Consider the following 13951-nt stretch of genomic DNA (forward strand, 5'->3'; position numbering starts at 1 on the left):
GAGCTGTCCTAATAATGGGAAGGTTACATTTGAAATTATCAATTATTGTCTCGACAATTTTGAGGTTAGATAACTTCTCCTTTCTGCCTGTCTTTGAATTAGAGTTTTCATTTAAATTATTGATTATAGTGTCAATATTGCCGTAGTTATAAATATTTACAATCTGTTCTTTTCTATCTTCTTCTAATAATTCTAAATTTCTCTTATTAAGCTCCATCTTATTGAATACTGGAAGGTTAAACAGAATTTCATTAAGGTAAATTTCAGCCTCATCTTTAAGTGAACAAATTCCAATATAAAACCATTTAAAGTAATCATAATCGAGATTAAACTTGGGCTTAATCTCTTGCTGCCAATTAATATATTCCTTGTATTTCAGTTTAAGATCTTTATCAATATTAGAAGTATCAATCTTATATTTTTTAGTTATGATTAGAAATTCTTCGCGAAATCTAAACCAATATAAAAATTTACTATTTCCATCTATTTGCTCAAGATTAGTTTCTATTTGTTCTATTCCTTTTATTAAAATATTGTCATGAAGATAACTTCTCAATTCATATTGAGATACATGGTAAGCTTCTTTAATATCCGGCCTTGTAAGATACCTTCCCCAGCAAGCATCATCATATAAGTTCCAGTAATCATACCAATCCTTTAAGTCTAGCTCTTCTGTCATCTTTATTAGTTAATCTTCTTTGAGGAAATCTTTTCTCTTTTTCAGAGGAAATTTAAATATTGGGCTTAATAGCTAGACCTTTACTTAAGGTCTTCAACATTAAACTATTTATTTTTTGTCGCCGTCGTAAAATTTTTGTTTTCGCTATTATAAAATTCAAGCTCACCAGCCGCATTTAATATGAAATATTCACCATTATAGCCACTTGCTTTGTAATCGTAACGGATACCTTTTTTTACTTTCTGTTCTTTAAGCTCTTCGTCAGAAGTCCCTCCGCTTTTAAATATTGTCTTAATGAAAATCTTGTTGTTATTTTTGTAAATAATATAATTGGATGATGTGTATTGCTCTTCACGCCATTTCCCAATTATCTCTTCATCAATAACTGCGTCTGAAATTTTGTTAGCGTTTTGGTCTTCCAGAACTGATGAACCAATTATCTGAATATCTAAGTCTGGGTCAAAGTGGCTTATTGCCCAAGCTCCAGAACCGCTTTTCATTCCTGGTAATAAATAGAAAATATAAAATCTACGTTGTTTGGGTTTTGATGAGAATAATTTATCTGCAAGTGAGGCAATTTGTTCAATAGTTATTTTCTTGTTAATTTCTATTGTCAGTTGATTTTTTTCAAGTGCTTCATCACTATTGTCTTCAATTACTTTATAAGTAAAGTCGTCAGGTAAAGCTTCTTTTTTATATTTACCAATAGTGCTGTCACATGAAGTTAAAAATGAAATTATAGCTACTGTTATTAAGAATAATTTTTTCATCTGATTGGTTGTTGTTCTAAAATTGACCTCTAAAAGTATATGGATAATTTATCCAAATTATTCAAATTTTAGCAATGTTCAAACCTCCGCTGGTTCAAGCGTCCGCTTAAAAATAATAGGTCCAAGCGAGGACGCTTGAACCAGCAGTTGTCTTTATTTCAAGTTCCTCTTTCCTTGAAAATTAGTTAAGCAAATGGTTAATAACACATTATATCTGATAATAGGATTTGTTGTTGTTTAATAAGAATACTGATTGTCTTCATTTTTAAAGGTTTAAAGATTTATAGAATTTGTAGATCCCAATATCTGCACCATGTTGAATTGATAAAAATGACTAATATTGGCTATTGCCTTCAGGGATGGTCGTGAATATTTTTGAGATGAGTTTCCTTAAATCAACAAGAATAAACATTTAAGTCACATGAAAAAACTACTACTGGCTCTTTGCTTTTGCCTTTCTCTTTCATTTTACTCTACTTTTGCTTTTGATATAGGAAATGCTACTTCCGATATACCAGACGTTATTTATCCCGGCGAAGCATTTGATATGGACTGGGGCGCTGGTTTATTTACCCATGTGGGTGAAACACAACCTGCTTTGACTATTAAATGTAATTTCTATTTATCTAAAGATGCAATACTGGATAATGGAGATGCTTTTTTGGCTAGCTCGTCAGTAAATACTACTCCGACAACAGGTTCATTCGGGAAAGCTGTATATGGTGTTCTGGTGACACCTGAAATGAATTTCCCTGCCGGTAAATGTTATTTTATTATGTCTGTAGATCCGGACAATCAGATCACAGAAGAAGATAAAAAGAATAATGTTAAAGCCTATGAAGTAATTATAGGAAACAGAAATCCCGACCTGGCTATGCTGTCTGTGAATCTTGGAACCTCAGACAAGAGCGGTGTTTTAAATATAAAGACTGCGATCATTAACCCAAGTGATTCACCTTTTTCTTCGTTCAGATATGTGATCAGATTAGCCTCAACAGAAGCAAACCTGGCTACACCATTGGTTGAGAAAATTTATGATAACAAAGAGTTTAAGAACGTATCAACGCCAATGGTATTTGATAACTCTTTAACATTGCCAACATCTCTGGATCTTAATAGCCCTTTTTATGTGTCTGTTACTATAGAGACTACTGTTCCCGCAGATCAGGGGAGTTTGAATAATACAATAGTAAAACAAGTTGTTTGGAGCCAGCTTCAACCCCTTGTCTTTTATGCAGAAAAAATTCTGATGACAAACAGAAATGATTCGTTAAGGACCTGCAATGTTCAAATCTTTGATGATGGAAGTGAAGCCGCTAATTATTCTCCCAATATTAACAGTACAATAAGGATTTTCCCTGCAGAACCGAATTCAATAGCTATGATTACTTTGAAAAAATCAAATTATGGCCTTTTTGCATATAATGATTATATACAATTTATAAATCCGGATGACAAGGCGATCATTGGTCAGTTATATCAGAGCGATGCTTATTCTCTCCCGAAATCATATGTGTCTTCATCTAAAGATGGAAGTATTATTGTGAAATTCATCAGTGATGGTTATAATCAGAATACAGGTTTTGAGATGACTGCAAGCTGTCTGGACACAACTGGTATTTATAAATTAAAATACAAGCAGATTAACTCCATTACAACATGTAATAAGCTTATTACAGATAATGGATTTTTAGGAAGCTATCAGGCAAACTCAGATGATCAACTAACTATTTATCCTGAGCAGGCTGGCCAAAAGGTTATGCTTTCATTTACCGAGTTTTATACCGAGAGCTACGATTATTTAAGTGTTTATAATGGAAACTCGAATGTGGCAGCATCATTAATTAAAAAATTATCTGGTAGTACTATGCCTGCCAATATTACTTCCACAGCAGCAGATGGGTCTCTTACCTTATTTTTTCATAGTGATTATAGTGGAAATTATTCCGGATTCTCAGTAAATACCACTTGCACTGCTGTAACGTCTATAGATGGTTCTGCTGAAAAAGAGTTTTTAGGAAGTTCGTTACAGATTAATCCCAATCCGAATAACGGTAATTTCAGATTGTCTGTAAAAGATGGGCAAAATCTGAGTGCTGCTACAATTACTGTTTTAGATGTTAAAGGACAGGAGTTATATCACTCAGTACAAAGCATCGATAGTCCGTTTAATTTAAAATCAGTCATCCAGCCAGGATTTTATATAATTAAAATTGAGACTCCGGAGAATGGCGTGAATTTTCAAAGGTTTATAGTTGAGTAAATGTTGTATAGACGCCATGTCTGACGTCTGTCTTTCCACCACGTGTGGGCCTTGCGATTTTTTATACACATCATTTCTTTATTGATTTGTTATGATGTTTTTTGTAATCACAATTTGTAGAGACGCCATACATGGCGTCTCTATAATCACACCGCCCGTCCCACCTTATCTTCACCAAATTTATACCTGATCTTATCCATTGCCTGATACAGGTTGATCTTCTTTGCTGAATCTTCGAAAAGACTGATCTGGTAATTGCCATGTACCAGATGGCTCAAGCGTACACCTACCAGCCTGATCAGCATTCTTCGGTTATAGAGACTGTCAAACAATTCTTTTATATGTTGCATCAGTACTTCGTCGGAAGCAGTGTAGGGGATGCTTTTCTGTTTGGTACAAGTGTCAAAGTTAGAATAGCGAAGCTTTAAGGTGATGCAGCCAGTAAGCCAGCCTTCCTTTCTCAGGCTGAAGCAAAGTTCTTCTACCATTTTAAGAATAACCGAACGAATCATCTTCACATCAATCGTATCTGCTTCAAAGGTTGTCTCAGTAGACACAGATTTACGTTCGGAGTAAGGCTCTACAGGTGTATGGTCTATAGCATTAGCCCTTTGCCAGAGGACGATTCCGTTCTTTCCCAGAAGAGAGTGCATGACCTCCATTGGCATGTTGCTTAATGTTTTCACATCTACTATGCCAAGACTGTTGAGGTATTGTGTTGTTTTTTCACCTACCATGGGGATCTTGGAAACAGGCATAGGAGCGATGAAACCCTTCTCAGTGCCGAATGGTACTTCTTTAGCCCCGTTGGGCTTGCCTTCTCCGGTAGCTATTTTGGAAATAGTTTTATTAACAGACAAGCCAAAAGAAATAGGTAGCCCGGATTGCTTCATGATACGTTGCTTCAGTTCTGTTGTCCACTTGTAACAGCCGAAAAAGCGGTCCATGCCAGATACATCAAGATAGAACTCATCGACCGAGGCTTTCTCAAGAACAGGAGCACTCTCTGCTATGATTTCTGTAATCTCATTGGAGTATCTGCTATACTTTTCCATGTCTCCACGTATCCATATAGCCTGAGGACACAGCCTTCTGGCCATCTTGCTGCTCATGGCAGAGTGTACTCCGAATTTTCTTGCTTCATAAGAACAAGAAGCCACCACGCCCCGGTCGCCCGAACCGCCTATGATGACAGGCTTTCCTTTAAGTTCTTTATTTTCCTTGCACTCCACGGAGACAAAGAAAGAATCCAGGTCCATGTGTACGATGGTTCTGTTAGGATCATTGATGTTCACGTATTACCTCCTTTTTTACCATAGGTAGTTTTTGCATGTAATTTACTTCCAGGCTCGGATAGCCGAATTCCACGGTTACCTTTCCTTTCAGCATGTAGAAGCCTTGCCCTTTGAGAGGATATCTTTGCAGGGAAGGAGGAAAATGTATGGTGTCAAGGCTTTTGCCTTTTTTGTCTATAAAATGCATAAAAGACATCAGCTCATTTCTGACCGTATACAAGTCTTTGGTTGCAATAAAATAGCCAAGCATCGATACTTGCTTGCCGGTATGCTGCAGCATTTCATCTGCGGAAATATCTCCCGTATAATTTTGAGGCAAAAGATCAAAAGGCATACACAACGGAAAGCCCAGTATCTCAAACTGATCAAAAGCATCTTCATAGCTAAAACTGCTTAGAGGCGGAAGCACAAGTTCTTTCCGTTCAAGTTGAAACAGTTCGGGGCCGGGAACTTTGCTTTTGCTCTTACTGAAATGTAGCGCAGCATCCATGAGCAGAACCTTTTTAGTTTTGCCTGTAAAACGAAACGAGCCGATACGGATCAAAATATTGAGTTGCTCCAGAGACAGAGGAATGCGTTTGATAAAATCATAGAGATCTCTGTATGGCCCGTTTGTCTCGCGCTCCAGAGGAATAGCCTGCCCGATCTTTTGTTCAAAATCTCTCAGGTGAATAAAGCCAGTATAGATTTTATTGCCTATAATGGTTGTATAATAATCGCTATTATTCACACAAGGAGCTTCAGTTTCCGCTCCGGACATGCGGGCTTCATGGAAGTAAAACTCAGTAGAATAAAAGCCACCGAAGTTGTTGATAACCGCAGTCATGAATTCCTTCGGGTAATATGTTTTAAGATAAAGGCTTTCATAGCTTTCCACAGCAAAACTTGCAGAGTGAGCTTTGCAGAAGCTATAACCGGAAAAGCTCTGTATCTGTCTCCATAGCTCGTTGGAGAAATCATCAGGGTGACCTTGCTTTCTGCAGGAGTCGATAAAGTTACGCTTTACCTTGTCCATTTCTTCCTTGCCTTTGTATTTGCCGGACATAGCCCTTCTGAGCAGATCGGCTTCTCCAAGATCAAGTCCAGCAATGTAGTGCGCCACTTTGATCACATCTTCCTGATAAACCATCACGCCAAAGGTTTCCTTCAGCATCTCCTCCATGAGAGGATGTAGGTATTGAATAGTCTCCGGCTGATGAAAGCGTTTGATATATTCATTCATCATGCCAGACTGCGCCACGCCAGGACGAATGATGGAAGAAGCAGCAACCAGCGTTTTATAATCCTGACAGCGAAGCTTTTTGAGCAGCATTCTCATCGCAGGAGATTCTATATAAAAGCAGCCTATTGTATTACCTGTCTTTATATTGTCTCTTACCTTAGGATCTTCTTTGATCTTTTCAAAATTCACTTCTACAGTCTGTCCTGTATTTTGCTTTACAAGAGAAATAGCATCTTTAATATGGCCCAATCCACGCTGACTGAGGATGTCATATTTATGTAGTCCCATATCTTCTGCCGCCCACATATCGAAGTGTGTGATAGGGAAGTTCTTAGGCGGAAGATCAGTGGCTGTATAATAATTGATTTCCTTTTCCGAAATAAGAATTCCGCCTGCATGGATAGAAAGATAATTAGGGAAATCTTCCATGAGTTTTCCATAATGAAACATCGTCTTCACGATTTGATCCTTATCCTTCAGTTTGGAAGGATCGTGCAGCGTGAGAATATTATCTATCTCTGGTTTGGGCAATCCGAAAACTTTGCCGAGTTCTCTTATAATGGATTTGCCCCGGAAGGTACTGTAAGTTGCAAGTAATGCAGTATGCTCATTACCATACCTTTTGAATACATAGTCGGTGACATCATCGCGGTCTCTCCAGGAGAAGTCGATATCAAAGTCCGGCGGAGAGGTACGGTGAGGGTTGAGGAACCGCTCAAAATAAAGATCAAGTTCGATAGGATCTACTTCGGTGATGCCCAGGCAATAAGCGATGATGCTGTTGGCCCCGCTGCCACGGCCCACGAAGCTGAAGTTTCTGTTCTTGGCATAACGCAGGATGTCCCAGGTGATCAGGAAGTAAGCATTAAAGCCCAGCCGGTCAATGACCTCCAGTTCTTTCTTTACACGTTCCTGAACAGCTTTATTATTCCTTCGATAGCGGTGTTTGAGACCATCCAGAGCTAGTTTCTCGAGCAACAGTTTGTCATCATAAAGATTACCTGTAAAGGTTTTACGGCTTTTGTTTTTATCATCAAAGTGTATGGAGCAGGAGTCTGCCAGATCCATGGTGTTCTTGATGATTTTCTGGAAGCGGCCATAAGCCCCAAACAATTGATCAGCAGGTAGCATGATCTCATCTTGCATGGCCTGTTCTTCCATCGTAAGCTTGCTCAATAGCGTGTTTTTGCTGACGGCCCTGAGTAATCTGTGCAGATTGTATCCCTGCTTACTTTTGAAAGTAACAGGATGGAGCATCACCATTTTATGCTGTTGCTTGTTCAGGTCAGAGAAGGGAATGCGGCTGAGTTCCGGAATGCGGATTCCAAGCCATTCGTTATCTCTCAGAGCTTCAGGTTCTTTTTTGCCCAGAGGGTATATAATATAGGCGTCATTCATTTCAGGGGCATGGGCGGGTAATGCCTTTTTGCGCATGTTATGAATGGAAAGCAGCTTGTTAAGTTCTCTAAAACCTTCGTTGTTTTTTGCTATTCCGATGAAGAGCAGTTCATCTCCGTTTCGGAATTCAATTCCGACAATGGGTTTAATTCCTTTTTCCTGACAGGTTCTGACAAATTCAAAAGTGGCAGAAGTGTTATTGATGTCCGTAAGTGCAAGAACATCAGCACGTTTTTCACAGGCTTCTTCCACCAGCTCTTTTACGGAAAGCGTCCCGTACCTCATCGAATAGAAGCTATGACAGTTTAAATACATTATTACTAATTTTATTGCCAAATATTACTAAAAAAACGGTCAATTGCTAAAATTGTTAGCTTAATTCGGTGAAATAGTTTGGGGGATTGACGAAGAGGATTTTGGTCTGATTTGAGGATTGGAGATGGGAAATAAGAGGCTGTAAAATAAAATGATAGGAAATGGAATGGAAGAAACTAAATTAAGCGGGAAAAAGTAAAAACTTCATATTTGTAAATGCAGTATGGAGTAGGAACTAGGAGGTGGCAGGTATTATGATTATATTAAACGAAGTAAGTTTCATAATATAGACCTCCAGAATTTTGATAAAGAAAGTTTTAATTAATGAATACCAAACATTCCAAACTTTACTACACTGTTTTTGCGATAGTTGTCCTCTATAGCTTTTTTTCAGTAATAGCGCTCAGTACTCAGATGGGAGGCTCTTGTAATGCAGGAGTTCTGTTGATATTCTTTGGCCCCATATTTATATTTTCTGCACTGTTTCAGCTTTTCTCTTTTTATATAATAAACAAAAAACAAAAGCGAATGCCATTGTTAGAGCTGGCTCAGATCATTATGTCCGGAGCATGGCTATCTTTTGCAATTGGGATAGCGGGCGATAGTTTGTCCGGAGTCATTGTACTTTTAGGTCCGTTTTTACTTTTATGTCTTGCGACAACAGGTTTTGTTTTTAAGTTTAAATAAGTTGCATTGAATACAACCAGACAAATACTCACAGAGAAGCACAGCTTTATTCAGGATACAAAGTTCAGGGTGAAATCTGCTTTGCTGACAGCGAAACGTTTGACTGAAAATTTATTTTCAAATATCAAGGTTTATAAAGATGCTCAGAAGCTTGTAACGCTTCCTGTGATTGCATTGTCGGAGAGTGATCTCTGGAATCCTTATGATAATGATGATAACTGGATTCTGACTGCAGGAAAGATAGAAAATATAAGGATTGCAGCCAGAAAGCTCAATGGCATTGAAGTAAAAGCAAATGAAGTATTCAGCTTCTGGAAGCATATCGGCAATCCTAACTTTGGTAAAGGATATGTAATCGGGAGAGAGGTAAGAGAAGGATGTATTGTCCCGACTATTGCCGGCGGTCTTTGTCAGATGTCGAATGCCTTGTATGATGCTGCTCTTAAAGCGAATTTTGATATAGTTGAGAGGCACAAACATACAAGAGTTATAAAAGGCTCTCTGGCAGAGCAGGACAGAGATGCTACGGTAAAATGGAATTATGTAGATCTCAGGTTCAGGTCGGATTATGATTTCAGAATTGAAGTAGAGTTAACTTCCGAGAAGTTAATAGTAAGATTTAAAAGTACACAGAAAAACTCATCTGCGCAGACTTCTGATAACATCAGGGATTACAATAAATTGAATGATTGTTACTCCTGCGGAAATACTAGCTGCTTTAAGCATCCTGGTAAGCCAACCATAAAACGCTCAGGCAATATCACTACATTTATTCTTGATGAAAAATGGCCGGAATATGATGCTTACATAAATTCTATATCAACACACAATGATTTTTATATAATTCCTTTATCTGGAATTAAACTGCTGAATACTGAACGTTATTCTTGGTCATTTAAAAATCATAAACATGTACGTTCAACTGTGATACAAGGAATTTTGAGAGCTTTAAAGCAGAGAGCAGCTTCAAAAAACGGAAAGAATATTTTTGAAATCACATTGAGTGCGGACAGAAAGATTGCAGAAAGAGCAGCACAAATGATCCCTGTGGAATCGACTCATGTTATAGTATCTCAGAACCTGTTACCTTTTTTATTTGCAACAGGAGCTCTGGGTGGTCGAACCTATGATGTATTAATGACCAGGTTGCCAATGGAAAAACTCCACGAAAGACTTGATCATGCATTTAACAGATATCCGGAGAGTAACACATTGAAGGACTACAGAGCTTCACAACAAATGATAGATTTGGAGAATATAGCTCTTACCATGTCTCACAAAATAATTACTCCTCATCATGATATTACAGAGATCTTCAGAAACAAAGCCGTGAAGCTTGATTGGGTATTACCGGCTATTCAGCCTACAGGCAGTATAGGAACAAAAGTTTTGTTCCCTTCATCTCTGGGACGGAAAGGAGCTTATGAGGTAAAGAAGCTTGCCATGGAGTTGAATCTCCCGGTTGTTATAGCGGGAAGAGCGGCAGAACAGGATGACTTCTGGAAAGATATAGTTACAGAAAGGTTTAACGGTAACTTCAAAGAAGTCGGATTAGTGGTTTATCCTGCGTATGTAGAGCATCAGCCAAGATTGATATTAAAGGCAATATCAAAAGGTATTCCGGTGCTCACAACCAGAGCATGTGGAATAGAAGCGACAGAGCAGATTAAAGTTCTGGAGGCAGGGGATTATGAAGGGTTTAAGAGAGAGGTGATGAAATTTTGTCAACCTGAAAAATAGAGTATTAAATTTATATATGAAATCAACAAATTTAATCTACATCGTAGCTTTAGTAGCTCTTCTCAGTTGTGCTTCTGAAGAAAATAAACCTACAGAAGTTCTAGCCTCTGATACTTCTGTTGTAGAAAAACAACCGGATGTAAGTGAAGAGGCTGTAGAAACAAGTGAAGAATCTGATTTAGAATTGAATTATATCGTCTCTGTGGCAGAAGGTTATAATTATGATAGTTTAAAGACTATTGCATTACAAACTGCTGACAAGCTTAGTTTTAAGTTCGACACTTTGGGTAGGTATTACAATCCTCAAAAGGGAATTGTGTTGCCTGATGACGATGAAGATGAAATGTGGGCTGGTGAATATTTTTTCAGAAGAAATGGAGAAAATCTTGTTAGTGTAGAAATGAGCTATGCATATACAGATACCTCTATTTCGAATAATGAACCTGAACTAGAGAAACACCGTCAGGATACAACAAAGATGTTTGTGCTTGCCATGATGTATCTGAATAAGAAAAGCGCTGACAGTCTCGCCAATATTATAAAAGTTGATTATCCATCTGCTAAAGTATTTCCGGCTCAGATTTATATGGGGTGCATGCATTGAAGAGCTTTTAAAGAAATTCCATAAAAAATTACTAACCACAGTTTTATCCTTGAAGCTTCATTATTTTTCTCAAAAGAGAGTATCTTTTTATAATAAAATCTCACGCAGATTTCACTTTTTGTGTTTTAAATAATTGATAATTAGTAGAAATAAGGAGAGTTTATCCAGATGGGTGCTTTTTCAGGAATATTTAGTTAACTTTAATCGGAGAAAGATCTTTCCCGCTTATATATTTATTGAAGCACCCCTGGTTGAGCATATTTCTTTTGGAAATCCATAAAAAGTACCTAAACTTTGAGGAAAATTAACATCTGTTTTCCATAAGATTTACGATCTTTGTAACGATCAAAAGTCTGTAATGCTGACTTTGACTCGAAAAATATTGAACCTTAAATATTTAATAAAACAAAATGGCTAATTATTTCAATACACTTCCGCTCAGAGAAAAACTAAATCAATTGGGCGTTTGCGAATTCATGGACAGTTCTGAATTCACTGATGGCGTAAAAGCTTTGAAAGGTAAAAAAATCGTAATCGTAGGTTGCGGTGCTCAAGGTTTGAACCAAGGTTTGAACATGAGAGATTCAGGTCTTGATATTGCTTATGCTCTGAGAAAAGATGCTATTGATCAGAAAAGACAGTCATGGAAAAATGCTTCTGACAATGGATTTAAAGTTGGTACTTACCAAGAGTTAATCCCTTCTGCTGACCTTGTTATCAACCTTACTCCTGACAAGCAACATACTTCTGTAGTTACAGCTGTTATGCCATTAATGAAAAAAGGATCTACACTTTCTTACTCTCACGGTTTCAACATCGTTGAAGAAGGAATGCAGATCAGAAAAGATATCACGGTAATCATGGTGGCTCCTAAATCTCCTGGATCTGAAGTGAGAGAAGAGTATAAAAGAGGTTTCGGTGTTCCTACTCTTATCGCGGTACACCCTGAGAACGATCCGGAAGGAAAAGGATGGGATTATGCTAAAGCTTATGCAGTAGCAACAGGTGGAGATAGAGCTGGTGTTCTTCAGTCTTCATTTGTAGCTGAAGTAAAATCTGACCTTATGGGTGAGCAAACTATCCTTTGCGGTCTTCTTCAGACAGGTTCAATCCTTAGCTTCAACAAAATGGTTGAAAAAGGTATTGATAAAGGATACGCTGCTAAATTTATTCAGTATGGTTGGGAAGTGATCACTGAGTCATTGAAACATGGCGGTATCACTTTAATGATGGACAGACTTTCTAATCCTGCTAAAATTAAAGCTTTCGAACTTTCTGAGGAGTTGAAAGACATTATGAGACCTTTATTCCAGAAGCATCAGGATGATATCATGAGCGGAGAATTTTCTTCTACTATGATGAAAGACTGGGCTGACAACGACAAGAATCTATTGACTTGGAGAGCTGCAACAGGAGAGACTGCATTTGAGAAAACAGCTCCAGGTTCAATGAAAATATCTGAGCAGGAATTCTATGATAACGGTCTGTTAATGGTTGCTTTCGTAAGAGCAGGTGTTGAACTTGCTTTCGAAACAATGACAGAATCAGGTATCAAAGATGAGTCTGCATACTATGAGTCTCTACACGAAACTCCACTTATCGCAAACACTATCGCTCGTAAAAAACTTTTCGAAATGAACAGAGTGATCTCTGATACAGCCGAGTATGGTTGCTATCTGTTTGATCATGCATGTAAGCCATTACTTGCTGATTTCATGAAGAAAATAGATACTGATGTAATCGGTAAAAACTACAATGAAGGAAAATCAGGTGGTGTTGACAATAAAACACTTCTTGCTGTAAACGAAATCATCCGTTTCCACCCTATCGAAATTGTAGGTGCTGAGCTTAGAGAAGCTATGACAAGCATGAAACAGATCAGCCTTGGCGCAGAGTCTCCTGTAAAAGAGAAAGCTGCAGCTGCTGTTTAGTCTGAAAACTACACTGAAAGCACTATAAAAAGCCCCCCGACTTTTGTCGGGGGGCTTTTTTATTGTATTCTGGTTCTATACAAATTGATCTTATCTTCGGCCTGATTTTACAGTCACAGGCTCAAAATGGTCGTGATGTAATATAAATTCAAGCAGGTCTTCATTTAATTTTTCTTTATGCGTATAAAAGAACCCATGTGGAGCACCAGGATAAATTTTGTAATAATTATCCGGAATCATTTGAGCTGTTCTATCACTGCTGATTTCGATTGGAACAATTGTGTCCGCATCGCCATGGATGATCAAAGTCGGCACATGTACAGCATTTAAATCTTTTCTGAAATCTGTTTCTGAATATGCAATCACAGCTTTTTGGGTAGGTATCGGACCTGCAAATGACGCCAATGTCCGATAATACTCAAGTAAAGGATCGCTCAATGGCCTGTGATCTTTTGTAATTCCAAAAAACTGCTGACCGAACATATCTATAAATCCGATCCTGTCCTCTTTGATTACATTGATTGCATTAGTGAAAATCTCTTTATGGGCTCCATCTGGATTGTCCTTTGTTTTAAGTAAAAACGGAGTGACAGCACCTAATAATACTGCCTGAGTAATTCTTGATCCGCCGTATCTGCTGAAATATCTCACTACTTCACCACCGCCCATGGAAAAGCCCACAAGGGTTACATCTTCAAGATTTAGGGTTTCTAAAACTGCTTTTAAGTCATCCGTAAATGTATCATAATCATACCCATTCAAAGGTTTGGAAGATTTACCAAATCCTCGTCTATCATAAGTGATCACTCTTAATCCATTTTCAACCAGGGCATTTACCTGGTATTCCCACATCTCCTGGCTTAAAGGCCACCCATGAATAAGTACAACCGGTTTCCCTTCACCCAAATCCTGATAAAATAACTCTATGGGTTGTCCTTTTTCAGAAGTTTTGGTTTTGATATATCCCATATCCTGAACTGTTTTATAATATAACAATCAGAATATCTTAAAAGATTACAAATGCTTATAAGTATTTGATGCTTAGTC

General features: G+C 37.9%; 10 protein-coding genes. 5 read left to right on the forward strand and 5 right to left on the reverse strand.

Translation table 11 applies throughout. From position 1 onward, the window contains the following. Positions 1-679 (reverse strand): hypothetical protein (locus J7604_RS20075; protein WP_293899786.1); only part of this gene is annotated, 679 nt, incomplete at its 3' end. A gap of 104 nt (positions 680-783) precedes the next feature. After that, positions 784-1449, reverse strand: a complete 666-nt coding sequence (locus tag J7604_RS20080; RefSeq protein WP_293899789.1) for a hypothetical protein — start codon at positions 1447-1449, stop codon at positions 784-786. A gap of 421 nt (positions 1450-1870) precedes the next feature. On the opposite strand from J7604_RS20080, the gene J7604_RS20085 reads away from it, so the two are divergent. After that, the gene (locus J7604_RS20085) at positions 1871-3712 is read left to right on the forward strand and encodes a CUB domain-containing protein (protein WP_293899792.1); all 1842 of its coding nucleotides are present in this window, start codon (positions 1871-1873) and stop codon (positions 3710-3712) included. A gap of 146 nt (positions 3713-3858) precedes the next feature. Here J7604_RS20085 and dinB read toward each other — a convergent pair whose 3' ends face one another. Then, positions 3859-5007: a DNA polymerase IV gene (gene dinB, locus J7604_RS20090; protein WP_293899795.1), complete on the reverse strand. Its 1149-nt coding sequence runs from the start codon at positions 5005-5007 to the stop codon at positions 3859-3861. Continuing rightward, positions 4994-7942: a DNA polymerase III subunit alpha gene (locus tag J7604_RS20095; RefSeq protein WP_293899798.1), complete on the reverse strand. Its 2949-nt coding sequence runs from the start codon at positions 7940-7942 to the stop codon at positions 4994-4996. Before J7604_RS20095 ends, dinB begins: the two co-directional genes overlap by 14 nt. 324 nt (positions 7943-8266) lie before the next feature. Here J7604_RS20095 and J7604_RS20100 point away from each other — a divergent pair, with 324 nt between their 5' ends. The 4 genes from J7604_RS20100 (at position 8267) to ilvC (ending at position 12904) form a co-directional block, all read left to right on the forward strand. Next, positions 8267-8629: a hypothetical protein gene (locus J7604_RS20100; RefSeq protein WP_293899801.1), complete on the forward strand. Its 363-nt coding sequence runs from the start codon at positions 8267-8269 to the stop codon at positions 8627-8629. Positions 8630-8635: 6 nt separating this feature from the next. Continuing rightward, complete coding sequence (locus J7604_RS20105) at positions 8636-10369, forward strand: VanW family protein (RefSeq protein WP_293899804.1); 1734 nt, start codon at positions 8636-8638, stop codon at positions 10367-10369. A 16-nt stretch (positions 10370-10385) separates the two neighbouring features. Further along, positions 10386-10973: a hypothetical protein gene (locus J7604_RS20110; RefSeq protein ID WP_293899807.1), complete on the forward strand. Its 588-nt coding sequence runs from the start codon at positions 10386-10388 to the stop codon at positions 10971-10973. Positions 10974-11383: 410 nt separating this feature from the next. Further along, positions 11384-12904: a ketol-acid reductoisomerase gene (gene ilvC, locus J7604_RS20115; RefSeq protein WP_293899810.1), complete on the forward strand. Its 1521-nt coding sequence runs from the start codon at positions 11384-11386 to the stop codon at positions 12902-12904. 90 nt (positions 12905-12994) lie between these two features. On the opposite strand, the gene J7604_RS20120 is transcribed toward ilvC, so the two are convergent. Then, on the reverse strand, positions 12995-13873 hold the full coding sequence (locus J7604_RS20120; RefSeq protein WP_293899813.1) for an alpha/beta hydrolase: 879 nt from the start codon (positions 13871-13873) through the stop codon (positions 12995-12997). Positions 13874-13951: the final 78 nt, after the last annotated feature.

It is taken from the genome of Sporocytophaga sp., from assembly GCF_017745095.1.
GTDB lineage: Bacteria > Bacteroidota > Bacteroidia > Cytophagales > Cytophagaceae > Sporocytophaga.